This is a genomic window from Streptomyces sp. NPDC048277, from assembly GCF_040652235.1.
GTDB lineage: Bacteria > Actinomycetota > Actinomycetes > Streptomycetales > Streptomycetaceae > Streptomyces.
Genome location: NZ_JBEZLQ010000021.1, coordinates 106,773 through 126,493 on the forward strand (window position 1 = coordinate 106,773; position 19,721 = coordinate 126,493).

Below are 19,721 nucleotides of genomic sequence, written 5' to 3' on the forward strand. Positions count from 1 at the left end.
GCCCGAAGGGCAGCCCGGACACAGGGGTTCGGAGCGTGGACGGGAGTTCGAGGGGCGGACCTGGGCGAGGGGGTGTTGACCGGTCAAGGCACTGCCGCTTACGTTTCCCCAGGAGAAAGCGCTTGCTCCCGCACATCGACGTGCGTGTGCGGCGCATGTGGGGCGGTGGATCGCGCCCATCGTCCGGTACACGCCCCGAGGAGTGCTGATCACGTCCATGCCCCGCACGCCCCTTTCCGCGGCTCCCTTCGCCGGCCGGCGCATCCGGGCCGCCGTCGTCGGCGCCGGCGCCATCGGGCGCGGTTCGCATCTGCCCGCGCTCGCCCAGCTGGCCGCCGAGGGCGAGACCGAGGTCGTCGCAGCCGTCGACATCGATGCCACCGCCGTCGAGGCGTTCCGCGCCGAGGCCGGCATCCCGCACGCCTACACCGACCTGGACCGGATGCTCGCCGAGCAGCGGCCCGACCTGGTCACCATCGGCACCCCGCCGACCCTGCACAAGGCGCAGACGGTGGCCGCGCTCCGGGCCGGCGCCTGGGTCTGGTGCGAGAAGCCGCCGATGCCGTCCCTCGCCGACTTCGACGCGGTCGAGACGGAGGAGGGCACCGACGGCGGGCCGTACGCCTCGATCGTCTTCCAGCACCGCTTCGGCTCCGCCTCCACCCACGTGCGCAGGCTGCTGGCCGAGGGGGCGCTGGGCCGCCCGCTGGTCGCCCACTGCCAGACCACCTGGTACCGGGACACCGCTTACTACGCCGTGCCCTGGCGGGGCCGCTGGGCGACCGAGGGCGGCGGTCCGGCGATGGGCCACGGCATCCACCAGATGGACCTCCTGCTGGACCTGCTCGGGCCGTGGAGCGAGGTGAAGGCCATGGCCGGCCGGCTCGTCCACGACGTGGAGACCGAGGACGTCTCCACCGCCCTGGTCCGCTTCCCGAACGGCGCCCTGGCGACCGTGGTGAACAGCGTGCTCAGCCCCGACGAGGTCAGCCGCATCCGCATCGACTGCGAGCGCGCCACCGTCGAGCTGACCCACCTGTACGGCCACAGCAACGCCGACTGGCGCATCACCCCGGCCCCGGACGTCCCCGCCGAGGAGGCCGCGGCCTGGCAGGACTTCGGCCCGGACGTGCCCAGCTCGCACCTGGCCCAGCTGCGCGAGCTGATCGCCGGCATGCGCGCCGGGGAGCGGCCGCGCAGCAGCGGCGCCGACGGGCGCACCAGCCTGGAGCTGATCACCGCGCTCTACAAGGCGGCGTTCACCGACACGACCGTCCGTGCGGGCGAGATCGGTCCGGGCGATCCTTATTACACGGCCCTGCACGGCGGTGCCCAGGGCTGGGCGCCGGCCGACCGCGAGGAGGTGTCCGCGTGAGCGGCGAACTGCGGATCACGCACGCCCACGGCGACCGGGTCACGGTGACCGAGCCGGTCACCGGGGTGCAGCTCTTCGCCTACGTCTACCGGCCCGAGGCGGCCTGGGAGGCGCCGCGGCCGTACCTGCACCCGATCCGGACCCTCGCCGGGGACGTCGTCACCGACTACCGGCCCAACGACCACCGCTGGCACAAGGGTCTCTCCCTGACCGCCTCGCACCTGTCCGGCGCGAACCTGTGGGGCGGCAACTCCTATGTCCACGGCCAGGGTTACCTCGCCATCCCGGAACGCGTCGGCTCGATGCGGCACATCGGCTTCGACGAGCTGTCGTCGGGCGACGGGCGCCTGGTCATCGCGGAGCGGCTGACCTGGCATCCGTACGACGGCACGCTGTGGGCGGACGAGCGGCGCCGGATCGAGGTCCATGACGTCGACCCCGACTCCGGCTCCTGGGCGCTGACTTGGGAAAGCGCGATCACCAACCGCCGTGACGAACCCCTCCTGTTCGGCAGCCCGACCACCGCGGGGCGTGAACAGGCGGGCTACACCGGCCTGTTCTGGCGCGGCCCGCGCGCCTTCCGGGACGGCCGGATCATCGGCCCGCAGGGGGAGGGCCCGGAGCTGATGGGCTCCCAGTCCTCCTGGCTGGCCCTCTCCGGCGAGCACGACGGCACCGACGGCCACGCCACCGTCCTCTTCGAACACGCCCCGGAGAACGACCACTCGGGCACGGACGGCACCCACCCCGCGCACTGGTTCGTCCGCAACGACCCGTTCGCCGGCATCGCCCCCTCCTGGGCCTTCTACGACGAACTCGCACTGGCCCCCGGTGACACCCTCCGGCGCCGCTACCGGGTCGTCTTCGCGAACGGCGCCTGGGAGCGCGCGGACATCGCCAAGTACCTGGAGGCGCATCCGTGGTGAGCGACGGGGAGTTCACGTTCGCCGGGCTGCCCGGCGGGGTCGCGGTCTCGCACCTGTGCGTGTACGACTGGCCCGCCGCCGACGGCGAGCGCGGCGGAACTCCCCATCTGCACCTGACCTGTTCGGAGGCGTACGTCGTCACCGGCGGCCGGGGCGCGGTGCAGACGCTCACCACCTCCGGGTACGAGGTCACGCCCCTCGCGCCCGGGACGGTCGCCTGGTTCACGCCGGGCACCGTCCACCGCCTCGTCAACGAGGACGGCCTGCGCATCACCGTCCTGATGCAGAACAGCGGGCTCCCGGAGGCCGGGGACGCGGTGCTCACCCTGCCCCCGGAGTACCTGACCGACCCGGAGACTTACGCGGCGGCGACCACCGTCCCGGCGGACGCGCCGGAGGCCGAGCGGGAGCGGTTCGCCCGCGCCCGCCGCGACCTCGCCCTGCAGGGCTACCGCGCCCTGCGCGAGGCCACCGGCCCCGAGCCCCTGGCCGCCTTCCACCGGGCCGCCGCGGCGCTGGTACGGCCCCGGCTCGCCGGCTGGCGCGAACGCTGGCAGCGCGGCGCCCAGGCGGCCGCCGCGGCCACGGGGGACCAGCTCGACCGCCTCGAACGGGGCGATGTCACCCACCTCGCGGACGCCGTCGTACGGTCCGAACAGCCCTCTGAGCAGGGCAGGTTCGGGATGTGCGGACGGCTCGACGTGTACCGCCAGGGGCAGTAGGGCGGCCGCTACACGGCCGACGGGCCGGCGACCGTCCAGCCCGGCGCCTGCGGGTGCGCCGTGAGGTCCTTGTGGTGGACCGGGGCGCCGCAGGCCGTGCAGGTGACGACCGGGACCAGGTCGTTGCCGCAGTTGTGCTCGATCAGCATGGGACGGTCGCCCTCCTGGCGGAGGTGGCGGTCGCCCCACGCCATGAGGGTCATCAGGACCGGCTCCAGTTCGAGGCCCGCCTCCGTCGGCCGGTACTCGAAGCGCTGCGGGCGCTCGCTGTAGACGCGCTTGGTGAGGATCCCGGCGTCCAGGAGCCGGCGCAGCCGGGTGGCGAGGATGTCGCGCGGGGCGCCGATGTTGCGGACCAGCTGGTCGAAGCGGCCGTTGCCCAGGCACACCTCCCGCAGGACCAGCAGGGAGTACTTCTCGCCGACGAGCGCCAGGGTGTCGGCGATCGAGCAGGGGCGGGGGTCCTTCGGGGCGGCCATGCCCGCCATTCTAAGGGCGCTTCCTGGGAGGGTTTGATTTTCCAACTTCAGGAGTTATGGTGAGTTCGGATTTCCTACTCACTGGTAATCAAGACTGGCAATCGAGGCCCCGTGATGCGTGACGCAGTCATCGTCGAAGCCGTGCGCACCCCCGTCGGGAAGGGCAAGCCGAACGGCGCCCTCGCCCACGTCCACCCCGTCGAACTCCTCGCCCACACCCTGCGCACCCTCGTAGAGCGCTCCGGTGTCGACCCGGCGCTCATCGACGACGTCATCGGCGGCACCGTCGACCAGGTCGGCGAGCAGGCCATGAACACCACCAGGTACGCCGTCCTGTCCGCCGGCTTCCCCGAGACGGTCCCGGCGACCACCGTGGACCGCCAGTGCGGCTCCTCCCAGCAGGCCGTGCACTTCGCCGCGCAGGGCGTCATGTCCGGCGCCTACGACGCCGTCGTGGCCTGCGGCGTCGAGTCGATGAGCAGGGTGCCGATGTGGTCCAACGTGCCGCCCGGCAAGGACCCCTTCGGCCCCGGAGTCGCCGCGCGCTACCCCGAGGGCCTGGTGCCGCAGGGCATCAGCGCCGAGCTCATCGCGGCGAAGTGGTCGATCTCGCGGGCCGAGATGGACGCCTTCGCGGTCTCCTCGCACCAGCGGGCGGCGGCCGCGTGGGACGCGGGGCTGTTCGACGCGCAGGTCGCCCCGTTGGAGGGTGTCGGCCGCGACGAGTCCGTACGGCCTGGGACCACCGCGGAGATCCTCGCCGGGCTGAAGCCCGCGTACTACGACCCCGGGTTCGCCGAGCGCTTCCCGCAGATCGAGTGGAACGTCACGGCGGGCAACGCGAGCCCGGTCAACGACGGCGCGTCCGCGGTACTGATCATGGCCGGCGAGACCGCGGCGCGGCTCGGGCTGCGGCCGCTGGCCCGGCTGCACTCGTTCGCCGTGACCGGCTCCGACCCGTTGCTCATGCTGACCGGGGTCATCCCGGCGACGGAGAAGGTGCTGCGGCGGGCCGGGCTCGGCCTCGGGGACATCGACCTGTTCGAGGTCAACGAGGCGTTCTCCAGCGTCGTGCTGGCCTGGCGGCAGGAGACCGGGGCGGACCTGGCCAAGGTGAACGTGCACGGTGGGGCCATCGCGCTGGGGCATCCGCTGGGAGCGAGTGGGACCCGGCTGACCACGACGCTGGTGCATGCCATGCGGGAGCGCGGCGCTCGCTTCGGGCTGCAGACCATGTGCGAGGCGGGTGGGCTGGCGAACGCGATGATTCTGGAGGCGGTTCGGTAGGGGGCGGGCCGCCCGAGGGGGCGCCGCGCTGTGCCGCTGTGCGCCCGGCCCGCCGTTGTGGCTGGTCGCGCGGTTCCCCGCGCCCCTTTCGGGGCGCTCTACTTGGGGGTGTTGCGCAGGTGATGGCGCTTCTGCCACGCCACGACCGCGCCCGCCACCGCCGGGATGACGATCGCGGCCACCGAGATCAGGAACACGGGCGAGGTCGGTGTGGAAGCCCGGGCGCCCGCCACCACGTATGCGGCCACGTTCGGGATCGAGCCGAGGGCTGTAGCGGTCAGGAACGGGGTGTAGCGCATGCGGGAGACGGCGGCCGCGTAGTTCGCGGCCCAGAAGGGGACGCCGGGGAACAGGCGTACCGCCAGCATCGAGCGGAATCCGTGCTTGCTGAACTGGTTGTCCGCGGCCTTCAGCAGCCGGCCGCGCAGCAGCGGGCGCAGGGCGTCCTGGCCGAGCATCCGGCCCAGCGCGAAGGAGATCCACGCCCCCAGCACCGTGCCGGCCATGGCCGCGCCCATGCCCAGCGCCGAGCCGAACAGCGCGCCGGCCGCGAGGTTCAGGAACGGCCGGGGCACGAACGCCACGGTGACCAGGCCGTACACCACGGTGAAGACCACCAGCGCGGTGGCGCCCTGGGCCTGGGGCGGCCAGCCGTGCGTCAGGAGCTTCTGAGGCTCGAAGAGCAGGACCGACGCCCCGGCCGCCGCGAGCAGGGCGACCAGCAGGGAGAGCCGGGACCAGGGCGACAGCAGCGCTCTGGTGCACCGCGCGACGAAGGCCGGCGGTGCGGGTACGGCGACGGGAAGCTCCGTGGCGGCGGCCCGGGGAGAGGCCGTGGCGGTGCCAGAGCGGTTGGCATCGAGCATTCGGTGACACTAACCGACGGGGATGTGTGATCGCCGTATGGATGCTGTCCATTGGGCGAAACCGGCGCCACGGAAAACCGTTCGACGTGGGGCGGCGCGTCGGCGATGATCTGTGTCATGTTCCGGTTCGCCTTCCTCGTCGCAGCATCCGCAGTCGCGGATGCGCCGAAGGCTGCCGTTCCCGTTCTCACGGCCGCTGTCGACGGCGCCCGAAGCTGACCCTCTCCGGATCGTCCGGCGGACCCCGCAGGGGGAGGGTCGGCCAGGTTCCCGGGGTCCCCGCGTCTCGCGCTGACGAGACGCATCAACGCAGTTCAGGCTTCGAGGTAGAGCCATGCCCAAGACGGCGTACGTCCGCACCAAACCGCATCTCAACATCGGCACGATGGGTCATGTCGACCACGGCAAGACCACCCTGACCGCCGCCATCACCAAGGTCCTCGCCGAGCGCGGCACCGGCACGTTCGTGCCGTTCGACCGCATCGACCGGGCCCCCGAGGAGGCCGCCCGCGGCATCACCATCAACATCGCGCACGTCGAGTACGAGACCGACACCCGGCACTACGCGCACGTGGACATGCCGGGCCATGCCGACTACGTCAAGAACATGGTCACCGGGGCCGCGCAGCTGGACGGGGCGATCCTGGTCGTGTCCGCGCTCGACGGGATCATGCCGCAGACCGCCGAACACGTGCTGCTCGCCCGGCAGGTGGGCGTCGACCACATCGTCGTCGCGCTCAACAAGGCCGACGCTGGCGACGAGGAGCTCACCGACCTAGTGGAGCTGGAGGTCCGGGAACTGCTCACCGCGCAGGGGTACGGCGGTGACTCCGTGCCCGTCGTACGGGTCTCCGGGCTCAAGGCCCTGGAGGGGGACCCGCGTTGGACGGCGTCCATCGAGGCGCTGCTCGACGCGGTGGACACGTACGTGCCCATGCCGGAGCGGTATCTGGACGCGCCGTTCCTGCTGCCGGTGGAGAACGTGCTCACCATCACCGGCCGCGGGACCGTCGTGACCGGGGCGGTGGAGCGGGGGACCGTGCGGGTCGGGGACCGGATCGAGGTCCTCGGCGCGGACGTCGAGACCGTCGTCACCGGACTGGAGACCTTCGGGAAGCCGATGGACGAGGCGCAGGCCGGGGACAACGTGGCGCTGCTGCTGCGGGGCGTGCCCCGGGACGCGGTGCGGCGCGGGCACGTGGTCGCGGCGCCGGGGAGCGTGGTGCCGGCGCGGCGGTTCTCGGCGCGGGTGTACGTCCTGTCGGGCCGCGAAGGGGGTCGTACGACTCCGGTCTCGACGGGCTACCGGCCGCAGTTCTACATCCGTACGGCGGACGTGGTCGGGGACGTCGACCTCGGCGAGGTGGCGGTGGCCCGGCCCGGCGACACGGTCGAGATGACCGTGGAGCTGGGGCGGGAGGTGCCGCTGGAGGCGGGGCTCGGGTTCGCGATCCGTGAGGGGGGCCGGACCGTGGGGGCGGGGACGGTGACCGCCGTCCAGGGTCCGTAGCGGGTTGCGGTGCGTGGGGGACTGCGGGGCCGTTGTGGCTGGTCGCGCAGTCCCCCACGCCCCTGGGTGGGGAAAGTCATCGCACAATGGAGGAGTGAACGAAGCCATACCCGTCGTCCGTGTCACCGAGCACGGCACCGCCAAGCTCATGCCCGATGTCGATCGGGAGCGGGCCTGGTTGCTGACCGTCGACGGGGCGCCCCAGTCGTACGTCGACCTCGACGAGCCGACGTATCTCGAGTTCGAGTACGCCCGGCGGCTCGGGCACGTACTGGACGTGGTCGCGGAGGCCGGGGCGCCCCTGGACGTGCTGCATCTCGGTGGGGGTGCCCTCACGCTGCCCCGGTATGTGGCGGCGACCCGGCCCGGGTCCCGGCAGGATGTCGTGGACGCCGACCGGGGGCTGCTGGAGCTGGTCACCGAGCAGCTGCCGCTGGCGGACGGCACCGGGATCGCCCTGCACGCCGCCGACGCGCGGGGCTGGCTGGAAGGGGCTCCAGGGGACTCGGCCGACGTGCTGATCGCCGATGTCTTCGGGGGGTCCCGGATCCCCGCGCATCTGACCTCGCTGGACTATGCGCGGGAGGCCGAGCGGGTGCTGCGGGGGGACGGGGTGTACCTCGCGAACCTCGCGGACTCCGCTCCCTTCGACTTCCTGCGCTCTCAACTCGCCACGTTCGCGGCCGTGTTCGAGGAGCTCGCGGTGATCGCCGAGCCGGGGGTGCTGCGCGGGCGGCGGTTCGGGAACGCCGTGCTCATCGCCTCGCACCGGCCGGTCGACGTGGCGGCGCTGGCCCGGCGCACGGCCGCCGACGCCTTTCCGGCGCGGGTCGAACACGGGCCCGCGCTGCGGGAGTTCGTGGGCGGCGCCCGCCCGGTCGGGGACGCGGACGCGGTGCCGTCACCCGAGCCCCCCGGCGGAACGTTCGGCATCGGGTGAGCCGGCCGACGCGGCGACCTGGACCGTGCGACGGGTGAGGTTGCGTACGTCGGGCACGAGGAGCACCGCAGCCGTGACGACGACGACCACCCACGCGCACCCCCACAGGGCCGGCCCCCGCCCGAACGCGTCCTCCGCCGGACCCGCCAGCGCCGTCGCCAGCGGCAGCAGAGAGAGCGAACCGAACCAGTCGTACGCCGAGACCCGGGAGAGCTTCTCCTCGGGTATCTCCTGGTGCAGCGCGGTCATCCACGAGACGCCGAAGATCTCCACCGTCGTGCCGGCCACGAACATCACCGCGTAGAGGGCGCCTACGGGGACGGGTACCGCCAGGGCCGCGGAGGGGAGGGCGAGCGGGAAGATGCCGAGTGTGCCGGTGAACAGCAGGCGGCGGGGTTTCCAGCGGGTCATCAGGAGCGCGCCGGCCACCGTGCCCGCGCCGAACGCGCCCAGGGCGAGGCCCCAGGGGCCCGGGCCGCCCAGGCTGTCGCGGGCCACCAGCGGGCCGTAGACCGCGTCGGCGGCGCCCACCATCGCGTTCGCGATCGAGAACTGGACGACGATGCCCCACAGCCAGGGACGGCCGGTGAACTCCCGCCAGCCCTCCCGGAGATCGGCCAGCATCCCCTCGCCGGGGGCACGCGGCGGAATGTGGCCGACGTCGAGGAAGGAGCGGAGCGTACCGGCGATCACGAAGGCCGCCGCGTCCAGCGCCAGTACCCAGCCCGGGCCGATCGCGGCCACCATCGCGCCGCCCAGAGCCGCGCCGCCAAGGGCCGCGCCCTGCATCGCCATCCGGAACACCGCAAAGGCGCGGCCGGCCTGTTCCCCGCTCACGGAGGACATCAGCATGCCCTCCGCCGCCGGGCTGAAGAACGCCTGGCCGGTGCCGCCCAGCGCGGTGAGCAGCATCATCTGCCACAGCCGGGGCTCGCCTGCCAGCACGAGGACGGCGAAGGTGCCCTGGGAGAGGAAGTTGAGGGCGTTGGCCGCGACCATCACACGGTGACGGGGGAACCGGTCCGCCACCGCGCCGCCGATGAGCAGGAACAGCACCAGCGGGAGGGTGCGGGCGGCGGCCACCAGGCCGACGTCCCCGCCGTCGCCGCCCGCGTCCAGCACCGCGAACGCGGCGGCGATCAGTGAGCCGTTGGCGCCCAGGCTCGTCACGATCGCCGCCGCGGTCAGCAGGCTGTAGTTGCGGTCCGCCCAGGCGGGTCCCCGCAGGCGGGCGGGGGTGCCGGGGGAACTGGAGGAGCCGGAGGAGTCGGAGGCGGAGGTCACCGGCCGACTATCCCCGGCGGTGGACCGGCTTGCCAAACCAATTGCGGGGGTCGGCTCCCGGCCCCGGTCAGCTCCCGGTCGGGGTGCCGTGCAGGCGTACCGTGCTGAGGATCTTCATGATCGTCGCGGTGGGGACCTCGCCGTTCACGCCCGTGGCGCCGTAGAAGTCCCACGACACCAGGTCACCGGCCGAGTTCTCGAAGCCGAACGTGATCGCCTTGCCGTCGCCCGCGCACTTGCCCTTCTGCGGGGTGTGCGCCGAACGCGCCCAGGCGTAGGCGCCCTTGAGGCCCGACGCGGTGGTGTAGGCGGTGGCCTTCTTGTCGTAGGTGATGCTCTTCTTGTCCGGCTGCGTGTAGCCGCCGTACACCCACCAGGGGACCTCCCTGACGGCCGCGTCGCCCCCGCTCTTCGCGCCGCTCTCGCCCTTGGTGCCCACCGCGGCCAGGGCCGTGTCCTCGGTCCTGCCGTCCTTGTCGTCGTCGCTCGTGCACCACTTCGACTTGTACTCGGCGGGCGCCGACATCGTGATGATCGGCTTTCCGTCCTTGTCCTCGAAGCCGACGGACGTACCGGAGGTCAGGACCTCCCAGTCGGCCGGTACGTCGAAGGCCGTGCCCCACTTGGGGTTCACGACGGTCTTCCAGCCCGCGACCGTCGGCTTCTCGGCCGCCGCGTCACCGCGCGTGCTGTCGTCAGTGGAGGCCGAGGCAGACGCGGACGCGTTCGGCGAAGTCGTCGGCGACTGGGTCGCCCGCTGGTTCCCGCCGCTGTCCGCCTTGTCGTCCTTCCTGCCGCCGAGCACCAGGAACCCGGTCACCCCGGCCGCCACCACGACGGCCGTGGCCGCGACGATCGCGACCAGCCTGGTCCGGTTGCCGCCGCCCCCGCCCTGCGGTACCTGCGGCGCCCCGGCGGGTCCCGACGGACCCCACTGCGGCTGCTGCCCGTACCCGCCCGGCTGCGGGTACTGCTGGTAGCCGGGCTGTTGATACGGATTCGGCTGCTGGTAACCCGGTTGCTGATACGGGTTGTTCTGCGGGTACTGCTCGCCCCCTGGCGGCTGCTGTTCTGGCCACATGGCTGGTAACCCTAGTGCCGCCCGGGACGCGGCGCGGTCACCGGTCCTCGGCGGGGGCGTGCCGAGATGTCGGCCGGGCGCGGCCACCTTCGTGCGGCGGCCGTCCACCGCCCGGCGGCTGTTCCCCTGGCCGCATGGGCCGTCGCGACGACAACGATCACCGCTCCGGCTCTGGTCAGGCCCGGCTACCCGTGAGTAACATGACCGTCATGAGCACAGACCAGATGTCGATCGGCGAGATGCTCGCCGCCACGGTTCCGATGGTGCGGACCCTCAACCTGGAGTACCTGGAGACCACCCCGGAGCGGGCCGTGCTGTCCCTGCCGGACCAGGGTGACTTCCACAACCACATCGGCGGCCCGCACGCGGGCGCGATGTTCACCCTCGCCGAGTCCGCCAGTGGCGCGATCGTCCTCGCCGCCTTCGGCGACCAGCTCTCCCGCGCCGTGCCGCTCGCGGTCAGTGCCGAGATCGCCTACAAGAAGGTCGCCCTCGGCGCGGTCAAGGCCACCGCGACCCTGGGCCGCCCGATCGCCGACGTCGTCGCCGAACTCGACGAGGGCAAGCGCCCGGAGTTCCCGGTCGCCGTCGCCCTCACGCGCGAGGACGGCGCGGTGACGGGCGAGATGACCGTGGTCTGGACGCTGCGGCCCAACGGCTGACCGGGCGGGATGGTGGTCGTTCGGCCGCCGCGTGCCGATGCGGAGCAGGTCGTTGGCCGCCGCGTGCCGATAGCCGACCGGGCGGAGCCGGTCGTCCGGCCGCCGCGTGCCGACAGCTGACCGGCTGAGGCGACGGACGTCCGGCCGCCGTGTGCAACGTCCGGCCGGCCTTCGGTCGCCGGATGGGGTGAGGGCCGCCGGGCCCTCACCCCATCCCTCATGGGGCCGCTCAGGCGGCGCGGCTTTCCTCCCGCCCGGCCCCGGCCTCTTCCAGGCCCACCACGAACTCCTTCAGCCAGGCCGTGAACTCGGGCCCCAGATCCGGGCGTTCGCAGGCGAGCCGGACCACCGTGCGCAGATAGTCGGCCTTGTCGCCGGTGTCGTAGCGCAGTCCGTCGAAGACGACCCCGTGCACCGTGCCGCCCGCCGCCAGTTCCTGCAGCGCGTCGGTCAGCTGGATCTCGCCGCCACGGCCGGGCGCGGTCCGCTCCAGGACCTCGAACACCTCCGGGTCGAGGACGTAACGGCCGATGACCGCGTAGTTGCTCGGCGCGTTCTCCGGGGACGGCTTCTCCACCAGGCCGGTCACCTTGACCACGCCGTCCTCGCCGGTCGGCTCGACGGCGGCGCAGCCGTAGAGGTGGACCTGGGACGGGTCGACCTTCATCAGCGCCACGACACTGCCCTGGAAGCGGTCGCGGACGTCCAGCATCTGGCTCAGGAGGGTCTCGCGGGCGTCGATCAGGTCGTCGCCGAGCAGGACCGCGAAGGGCTGGTCGCCCACGTGGTGCTTGGCGCACAGCACCGCGTGGCCGAGGCCGAGCGGGTCGCCCTGGCGGATGTGGTGGATGTCGGCGAGCCGCGCGGGATCGCGTACGGCGTCCAGGCGCACGGTGTCGCCCTTGGCGGCCAGTGCCTGCTCCAGTTCGAAGGCGTTGTCGAAGTGGTCCTCGATCGCCCGCTTGTGCCGTCCGGTGACCATGAGGATGTCGTCGAGTCCGGCCTTGGCGGCCTCCTCGACGACGTACTGGATGGCCGGCTTGTCGACGACCGGCAGCATTTCCTTCGGGGTCGCCTTGGTGGCGGGCAGGAACCGGGTGCCGAGCCCGGCGGCCGGGACGACGGCCTTGCGTACCGGCCGGGGGGACGCGGGGGCGGGTGAGGCGTCGGCGGTGTGGGAGGCGTGGGGGGCGGTCATGCCGCCATGCTGGCCCGCCGGGATGAGAGCACACCGAGAGAAGCCTGGGAGACGGCTGTGGAACGTCTGGTTCCGCGTGCCGTGCCGGTGGTGCCGGTGGTGGTGCCGGGAGTTGGAGATTTCGTGTGCCGCCGGGTCCGTGACGCACACAAGTTGAACCTGTGCCGCCGCTGATTAACGCCAGAGTGCGGATACCGCCGGTAACCTATTTGAATTCCCTGGTCTTTGAACTCCGGTCACTCCAACTTCTTGTTTCCTGTGAGGCGTGTGTGCGAGTGTGAGCCTCCTCGCGGGAGGGTCCAGGGGGCGCGCGGTCCATAAGGCCGGTCCTTATGGACCCTAAAAGGTACGCACCAATCAGGCACCGTATTCCGTCAGGGCGCCATTTCGGAGGCCGTCCGGCGGCTCGGAAGGAAATGGTTCAGTGCAATCCCCCTACCCCCCACGCCCGCCTTACCCGCCTCGCCCCGGTTCGGCCCCGGGGGAGTCCGACCGCAATCTCGTCGCGCACCTCACCGGCACCCCTGAGGCCAGACACCATGCCGTCGCCCTGCTGCTCGCCCGGCACTGGCGCGCCACCTGCGACTACGCGATCGTCTGCCTCGCCTCCGCCACGCCCGCCGCCCAGTTGGTGGCCAGCGCGGCCTTCGAGCGGGTCCTCGGCCGGATGGCCGGCGGGGCGGTCGGCGGCGCCCTTCGTCCGCAACTGCTCGTGGCCGTACGGGAGACGGTCCGAGCGTGGGCCGCCGACGAAGCCATTTCCGTGGTCGTGCCGGAACTGCGCAAAACCACCGGAGGCCGTGGACTCAGCGCCGCGAGAGCCGGAACCCCGGAAAGGAGGCAACTCGCCGAACGTGCTTTCCAGGCCCTTCCGGGAGCCTCGCAATGCCTCCTCTGGCACACCGAGGTCGAAGCCGAACCCATAAACATACCAGCCGGTCTGCTGGGGGTCGACACCGGTACCGCGACCGCCGCACTCGACCAGGCCCGCGAGCAATTCCGGTCCGGCTTGGTACGCGCCCACCGGGAACTCGCGCCCTCGAAGGAATGCCGCTTCTACAACCGTCTCCTCGACGTCCCCATTCGCCGCGGCGGCTCTCTGCTGCCCGATGTGCAACGGCACTTGTCGGACTGCCGCTACTGCCGGCACGCCGCCGAACAGCTCAGCCATGTCGACGGCGGCCTGGAGGTGCTGCTCGCCGAGACCGTGCTCGGCTGGGGCGCCCGCCGCTATCTCGACTCACGGCCCGGTCACGGCGCGGTCGTCGAGGCGTGGCCGGCCGACGGCGAACCCGCGCCCGCGGCGGCCTCGGGCGGACGGCACCGCACCGCCTCCGAGAGCGGTCGGCGCAAGGCCGTACTGGCCGGCGCCGGCCTGGTCTCCCTCGTGCTGCTCGCCACCGTGCTCGTGGCCAAGGGCTGGTCCGACGACAGGGGTGTCCCGCGCCCCGGCGCCACCACCTGGGGAGCCCCCAGCCACGGCACCACCCGGCCCGGCCCCGCGAAGACCCCGCCTCCCGCGGCCTCCCCGTCCCCGGCCTCCGTGGGCGAGCCCGTCGAGATCGCCCACGGCAGCCTGCGCAGCCTCGACGCCGGGCTCTGTGCCGACGTGCGCGGCGGCCGGGTGCGGGCCGGGGCGGACCTGCGGCTCGGCCCGTGTACGGACGCCGGGTCCCAGCAGTGGTCGTACCAGGACGACGGCATGCTGCGCAGCGCGCTCGACCCCACCCTCTGCCTCGTCGCCGACCCGGGCACACGCGGTGTCGTCGTCTCGGGATGTCTGGTGCACGCGGGGGAGGTGTCGTACGACCTGACGGTGGGCGGCGAACTCCTGCTGCGCTGGGACCAGGGGCTCGCGCTGTCCGCGGACGGCACGCATGTGGTGGTGGCCGGGCGGAACGGGTCGGTGCGGCAGCGGTGGTCGCTGGAGACGGGCTCCGCATCACCTGGGCCGTCGTCGCCCGAGCCGCAGAAGGACGCGCGTACGGCGGCCCAACAGCCGCCCCGACGGCCCGCCCAGCCCGCCCCGCCCACTCCGGACCAGGAGTTCGGCGGACCGCAGGACCCGTCGTACGGTACGCGGGTCGCGCAGGTCGGATCCCACGACGGTCCCGTTCCGGTCGCACCGCCCCGGCAGCCCGTCGCTTCCCTCACCGAAGCCGCGGGGCATGCGCGGGACTCCGTGCCGGACGTCGTGAGCGGGGTCGGCACCCTGCTGAGCCAGGCACTTTCCGGCGGATCCCGGACGGAGTCATGACCTCATGGCCCCGGTGGTGAGGGAGCCGCGGAAAAACGTAGGCCCTTGACGCCGTCTATGACGCCGCGGTCCGGCGGCGAGAGCGGCCGAGGACGTCGCGCAGGGCCCAGTACGCGGGTTTCGCCTCGTACGCCGCGTCCCAGGGAAGGGCGTTTCCCGGACTCGGGGGATAGCTGCGGATGTCGGCCGTGGAACCGTAGCGGTCGGTGAAGCCCCAGGTGGAGAAGGACGTGCAGTTGGGCTCTTCTCTGCAGACGGCGAGCTTCCCCGCGAACTGGCGGGCCTGGACGTCCTCCTCGCTCTCGTCGACGAGGACGTCCATCTCCGAGACCCGGGCCTTCAGGCCGAGTCCGGCCAGCGCCCGAACCTTGCGCCGGAAGACTTCGGGGTCGGTGCGGTCGGCGGCGGTGTACTCGTGGTTCTGGAAACCGACACCGTCGATCGGAACGCCGCGTTGCTTGAGCCGGACCAGCAGCGCGTAGAGGGCGTCCCAGCGCGGTCCGTCCTCCTCCACCCCGTACTCGTTGAGGTAGAGCACCGCATGCGGGTCGGCCGCGCGGGCCGTACGGAAGGCGATGTCGATGTACTGCTCGCCCATCGCCTCGAACCAGAGGTGCGGCCGCACGCCCAGGTTGCCGTTGGTGTAGTCCTCGTCCTCGTCGGACATGGGCTCGTTCACCACGTCCCATTCCGCCACCTTCCCCCGGAAGTGGCCCGCGACCGCCCGGATGTGCTCCGTCATGACGTGCCTGCGGTCCTCGTGCGTCATCTCGGCGCGCATCCATGACGGCAGGGCCTCGAACCACACGAGCGTGTGCGCGTGCACCTGCATCCCGTTGGCCGCGGCGAAGTCCACCAGGGTGTCGCCCTCCTCGAAGGCGAACACACCGCGTCGCGGCTGGACGAACTGTGCCTTGAAGTCGTTCTCCGGCGTGAGCATGGAGAACTCCTCACCCGCCGTCCTGCGGTAGGCGTCGTCGGTCAGCAGAGGGCCGGCGGCCAGGGCGGTGCCCAGGCGGATCGGACGCCGCAGGTCCGCCGCCAGGTCGCGCAACGCGTCGGTGGAGCGGGGTACTTTCAGGCCGGGGGCGTCCCGGACGGACATCCGGCCCCGGCCCAGCGGCATCGCGCGGAGTTCGCCGAGTGTCCAGCCTTCCCCGCTGCCCTGCGCGTCGGCGCCGAACCAGATACGGCCCTGCGCGAAGACGTCCCGGCCCGGAACGGTCCCCACGACGTTCCCGTCGGCCTCCAGCACCAGCCTGTTCCCCCGCACCTCGACGGCGAGGCGGACGTCGTCCCCGAAGCCCTTGCCGAAGGTACGGGTCGCGGCGGGCCCGTCCGAGGTTCCGTCCCAGCGGTCGAACCGGACCCGGCCGCCGGCCACACCGATCCGCATGCCGCGCCGCTCGTAGCGCCACTCGTCGTACACGACGGGAGTCTCACCGTAGAGATGCAGGTAGGCATCCGTGCCGTCCGTGCGTCTCAGGCGCGCCTCGATCCGGATGTCGCCCCGGAACGCGAGGTGGGGACCGCGCAGGTTCACCGGGGGATTCGGCTGCCCACCACTGCCGTCCTGCCGTGTGATGCGCCGGTCGAGGCGCCTGATGCGCACTCCCGACCGCGTCGGCTCCGCCCCGGCGAAGTGGGCCCAGTCCCGGCCGTCGAGCAGATCCGTCGCCGGCCCCCGGGCGGGCCCGGAGCCGCCGGTGCAGGACACCGAGGCCCCGGCGAGCAGGGCGCAGGCAACAGCGCTGACAACGCTCCTGCGCCGCATGCCCATCGGCATCCCCCTCCGACGCCTCGTCCCCGACCGTACCGCCGCCCTCATCATCGCCGGGGCGACCGGGTACGCGGTACGCGGGGTACCCCGCAAGATCCCCGAGCAGCTCCCGCATGTCCCGTCCGGGAAACCGGGGTTGGTTCGATTCTTGTCGGCTTCCGGGCGATTCTTGTTCAGATCGTTGACACGAGTCACCACCGGATCTACGTTTCCGACGCGCCGGTGGTGCGATTGACGGGTCGTCAAGGTCGTGTGGCGGGAGATGCGTTCACATGGCGAACGCGGTCCGCGCGCCCGGGCGCCCTCGCGGTTCACATCGTCGTGCCCGCACACCGAAGGAGTGACGGCTCATGTCCGAAACCGTCTCCCGACGATCCGCCCTTCGTCTCACGGCCGGAGCCATCGCGGTCGCCGCCGCGGCCACCGGCCCGCTGATCCCGCTCACGCCCGCCGCCGCGGCCGGCAGACCCGGGGCCGGGGCCGGCCCCCGTGTCGAGCGGCTGCTCGCCAGACTCACGCTGGACGAGAAGATCTCCCTGCTGCACGGGGCCACCGACCCCGACTCGCTCGGCCAGGCCGGCTATGTGCCCGGCGTCCCCCGCCTGAACATCCCGCCCCTCAGACTCGCCGACGGCCCGGCCGGCGTCCGTATCACCCGGCACGCCACCGCCCTGCCCGCGCCGGTCCTGCTCGCCTCCGCCTTCGACCCCGAACTGGCCCGCCGCTACGGTCAGGTGATCGGCCGCGAGGGCCGCGCCCTCGGCCAGGACGTGCTGCTCTCCCCGATGGTCAACACCATCCGCACCCCCTACGCGGGCCGCAACTTCGAGACCTTCAGCGAGGACCCGCTGCTCGCCTCCGACGTGGTCGCCGCCGAGATCGGGGGCATCCAGGGCGAGGGCCTGATCGCGACCGTCAAGCACTTCGCCCTCAACAACCAGGAGAAGGACCGCAATTCGATCGACGTGCGCGCGGACGAACAGACGATGCACGAGATCGAACTGCGTGGCTTCGAGGCGGCCGTGGACGCCGGCACCGGCGCGGTCATGGGCTCCTACAACAAGGTCAACGGCACCTTCGCCTGCGAGAACAAGACCCTCCTCACGGACATCCTGCGCGACCAGTGGGGATTCACGGGCTGGGTGATGACCGACTGGTTCGCCGCGCACAGCACCGCCGCCGCGATCACCGCCGGGCTCGACATGGAGATGCCCGACGACACCTACTTCGGTGCGGCCCTCAAGTCGGCGGTGCGGAACGGCGGCGTGGCCGAGGCGTACGTCGACCGGGCCGTTCGGCGCGTGCTGTCCGTGATGGACCGCTTCGGACTGCTCGACGGCAGTGCTCCGCCGCGCCCCGACCGGGACGCCGCGGCGGGCGCGGCCGTCGCCCTGGAGGTCGCCAAGGCCGGCGCCACCCTGCTGCGCAACGAGCGCCGCACCCTGCCGCTGGACGGCGGCGGCATCGCGGTGATCGGCCCGACCGGGCAACTGCCCTTCGTCAGCGGCGGCGGCAGCGCCCACGTCATCCCCGACCGGGCCGACAGCCCCCTCGACGCCATCAGGGCCCGGGCGAAGGGCACGGTCACCTACGCCCTCGGCGAGGACCTCTTCGGCAAGGCCGTACCCGCGTCCGCCTTCAGTCCCGCCCTCGCGAGCGAGGGCCAGGAGGTGGCCGCCGGGAAGACGTGGGAGTACGACGGCACGCTCACCGCCGGCGAGGACGACGAGTGGACCTTCGTGCTCCACTTCTCCTCGGCGGCCACCGCCCGCCCCAAGGTCCTGCTGGACGGCGAGGAACTCTTCCCGCTCGCGGCCGGATACGGCGAGTACTTCTCCGGCGGCCTCGTCGCCCTCGCCCCCGACGGCCTCGGCGTGCGCCGCAAGACGGTCCAACTCGCCGAGGGCGCCCACACGTTGAGGATCACGGCGGACGGCGGCGACTCGGGCCTGCTGTTCCGGCTGCGCCGGATCACCGGCGCCACCCGCGCCCAGGACCTGGCCGAGGCCGTGCACGCGGCCCAAGTCGCCCGCCACGCCGTGCTGTTCGCCTACGAGGACGCCACCGAGGGGCTCGACCGCACGACCCTCGCCCTGCCCGGCCACCAGGAGCAGCTGATCCGGGCGGTGACCGCGGCCAACCCGCGCACCACCGTCGTCCTCAACACCTCCTCGTCCACCTCGATGCCATGGCTGGCGGACACCGGAGCCGTGCTCCAGATGTACTACCCGGGCCAGGAGGGTGCGGCCGCCACCGCCGCCGTGCTCTTCGGCGACAGCGACCCCGGCGGGCGCCTCACCCAGTCCTTCCCGGTCGACGACGACCACCACCCGGTCGCCGGCGACCCGCGCCGCTACCCCGGAGTCGACGGCACCGAGGAGTACTCGGAGGGCATCCACGTCGGCTACCGCTGGTACGACGCACAGGGCGTGCGGCCCCTGTTCCCCTTCGGGCACGGGCTGTCGTACACCTCCTTCGCCTACTCCGACCCGCAGGCGCACTGGACACGCGGCGGCCTGGAGGTGACGTTCACCGTGCGCAACACCGGGCGCCGGGCCGGGACCGAGGTTCCGCAGGTGTACGTCGGACGGTCACCCGATGTCCGACTCGACCAGGCGGTCCGGGTACTGGGCGGCTACCGGCGGCTGGCGCTGCGGGCGGGGGAGCGGCGCCGGGTCACCGTGCGGGTCGCCGCGCGCACCCTGTCGTCGTGGGACGCGCAGCACCATCGCTGGACGCTCGGCACCGGACGGCGCACCGTCTGGGTCGGCGCCTCCTCGGGTGACCTGAGGCTGCGGACGAGCGCACAGGTCGACGGCCGGGGCGACGGCGGTCACCGCTGAATCCATGTCGATGACCGGCCGGGGAGCGCGGGCTCTCCGGCCGCTTTACTTCAAGGGTTTACGAGAATTTTCCCCACCGTGTGTTTCATTTGAAGTAATACAGTTGACGACAGGTTTCTGTCAGGCTTGGGTCAGGGTTGACGCAGGAGTGTTCGCCGCGCGTTTCCGGTGTGCCACGATCTGGCCAGCGGACCGAAGTCATCTCGAATTTACAGAGCTCGGCGGGGTCGCACGGCGCGTTGCGCCGGGGTGAGTGCCGGGTGAATGGCCCGGGTGCTTTGGCGGGGTTGTGGGGGTGTGGCGCCAGTGGTCCGCACTCCCGATGGCCGTTGATCCGCAGTGAAATGCTCGGATTTTCGGCTCTTGCGGTGAATTCCCCCGGCTGGCCGAATCAATGCTACCGGGCGCGATAGGGCAGCGTCGTTATTGACCCGCGAGTAATGAACTCGCTAGTTTCCGGTGGCCTCACCACGAGCTTTCCGCCGCACACATCCCCCACCGTGCTGTCCTC

The 19,721-nt window shown here is 72.2% G+C and carries 15 protein-coding genes; 9 read left to right on the forward strand and 6 right to left on the reverse strand.

Features of this window, described 5'->3' with window-relative positions; all coding sequences use genetic code 11:
- The first annotated feature begins 217 nt into the window (after positions 1–217).
- Genes AB0D85_RS36500 through AB0D85_RS36510 form a run of 3 tightly spaced genes read left to right on the forward strand, consistent with a single transcriptional unit; the run spans position 218 to position 3,023 of the window.
- On the forward strand, positions 218–1,375 hold the full coding sequence (locus AB0D85_RS36500; RefSeq protein WP_362329905.1) for a Gfo/Idh/MocA family oxidoreductase: 1,158 nt from the start codon (positions 218–220) through the stop codon (positions 1,373–1,375).
- Positions 1,372–2,301, forward strand: a complete 930-nt coding sequence (locus AB0D85_RS36505) for a PmoA family protein (RefSeq protein WP_362329908.1) — start codon at positions 1,372–1,374, stop codon at positions 2,299–2,301. The genes AB0D85_RS36500 and AB0D85_RS36505 overlap by 4 nt, the downstream gene beginning before the upstream one ends.
- Positions 2,298–3,023 carry a cupin gene (locus AB0D85_RS36510; protein WP_362329910.1) on the forward strand — a complete coding sequence of 242 codons (726 nt, stop codon included), beginning with the start codon at positions 2,298–2,300 and terminating at the stop codon, positions 3,021–3,023. The genes AB0D85_RS36505 and AB0D85_RS36510 overlap by 4 nt, the downstream gene beginning before the upstream one ends.
- An 8-nt stretch (positions 3,024–3,031) precedes the next feature.
- Here the strand turns inward: AB0D85_RS36510 and AB0D85_RS36515 are convergent, their stop codons facing one another.
- The gene (locus AB0D85_RS36515) at positions 3,032–3,502 is read right to left on the reverse strand and encodes a helix-turn-helix domain-containing protein (RefSeq protein ID WP_362329913.1); all 471 of its coding nucleotides are present in this window, start codon (positions 3,500–3,502) and stop codon (positions 3,032–3,034) included.
- 114 nt (positions 3,503–3,616) lie between these two features.
- Between AB0D85_RS36515 and AB0D85_RS36520 the strand changes: the two genes are divergently transcribed.
- Complete coding sequence (locus AB0D85_RS36520; RefSeq protein WP_362329916.1) at positions 3,617–4,789, forward strand: thiolase family protein; 1,173 nt, start codon at positions 3,617–3,619, stop codon at positions 4,787–4,789.
- 98 nt (positions 4,790–4,887) lie between these two features.
- On the opposite strand, the gene AB0D85_RS36525 is transcribed toward AB0D85_RS36520, so the two are convergent.
- A complete protein-coding gene (locus tag AB0D85_RS36525) occupies positions 4,888–5,655 on the reverse strand; it encodes a TVP38/TMEM64 family protein (protein ID WP_362329919.1) in 768 nt (255 codons plus the stop codon).
- 334 nt (positions 5,656–5,989) lie between these two features.
- Here AB0D85_RS36525 and tuf point away from each other — a divergent pair, with 334 nt between their 5' ends.
- Positions 5,990–7,165 (forward strand): elongation factor Tu, encoded by a 1,176-nt coding sequence (tuf, locus tag AB0D85_RS36530; protein WP_362329922.1) that lies wholly within the window; start codon positions 5,990–5,992, stop codon positions 7,163–7,165.
- 94 nt (positions 7,166–7,259) lie between these two features.
- Positions 7,260–8,105 carry a fused MFS/spermidine synthase gene (locus AB0D85_RS36535; RefSeq protein ID WP_362329925.1) on the forward strand — a complete coding sequence of 282 codons (846 nt, stop codon included), beginning with the start codon at positions 7,260–7,262 and terminating at the stop codon, positions 8,103–8,105.
- Here AB0D85_RS36535 and AB0D85_RS36540 read toward each other — a convergent pair.
- Positions 8,067–9,389: an MFS transporter gene (locus tag AB0D85_RS36540; protein WP_362329928.1), complete on the reverse strand. Its 1,323-nt coding sequence runs from the start codon at positions 9,387–9,389 to the stop codon at positions 8,067–8,069. The genes AB0D85_RS36535 and AB0D85_RS36540 overlap by 39 nt on opposite strands.
- A 67-nt stretch (positions 9,390–9,456) precedes the next feature.
- Positions 9,457–10,470, reverse strand: coding sequence for a hypothetical protein (locus AB0D85_RS36545; protein ID WP_362329931.1), 1,014 nt, complete (start codon positions 10,468–10,470; stop codon positions 9,457–9,459).
- A 209-nt stretch (positions 10,471–10,679) separates the two neighbouring features.
- Here AB0D85_RS36545 and AB0D85_RS36550 point away from each other — a divergent pair, with 209 nt between their 5' ends.
- On the forward strand, positions 10,680–11,132 hold the full coding sequence (locus AB0D85_RS36550) for a DUF4442 domain-containing protein (protein WP_362329933.1): 453 nt from the start codon (positions 10,680–10,682) through the stop codon (positions 11,130–11,132).
- A gap of 229 nt (positions 11,133–11,361) precedes the next feature.
- Here the strand turns inward: AB0D85_RS36550 and galU are convergent, their stop codons facing one another.
- Positions 11,362–12,330: a UTP--glucose-1-phosphate uridylyltransferase GalU gene (galU, locus tag AB0D85_RS36555; RefSeq protein WP_362329936.1), complete on the reverse strand. Its 969-nt coding sequence runs from the start codon at positions 12,328–12,330 to the stop codon at positions 11,362–11,364.
- 424 nt (positions 12,331–12,754) lie between these two features.
- Here galU and AB0D85_RS36560 point away from each other — a divergent pair, with 424 nt between their 5' ends.
- On the forward strand, positions 12,755–14,587 hold the full coding sequence (locus AB0D85_RS36560) for an RICIN domain-containing protein (RefSeq protein WP_362329938.1): 1,833 nt from the start codon (positions 12,755–12,757) through the stop codon (positions 14,585–14,587).
- A gap of 55 nt (positions 14,588–14,642) precedes the next feature.
- On the opposite strand, the gene AB0D85_RS36565 is transcribed toward AB0D85_RS36560, so the two are convergent.
- Entirely contained in the window at positions 14,643–16,361 is a 1,719-nt protein-coding gene (locus AB0D85_RS36565) for an endo-1,4-beta-xylanase (protein ID WP_362329942.1), read from the reverse strand.
- Positions 16,362–16,717: 356 nt separating this feature from the next.
- Here AB0D85_RS36565 and AB0D85_RS36570 point away from each other — a divergent pair, with 356 nt between their 5' ends.
- Positions 16,718–19,210, forward strand: a complete 2,493-nt coding sequence (locus AB0D85_RS36570; RefSeq protein ID WP_362329945.1) for a glycoside hydrolase family 3 N-terminal domain-containing protein — start codon at positions 16,718–16,720, stop codon at positions 19,208–19,210.
- Positions 19,211–19,721 lie beyond the last annotated feature (511 nt).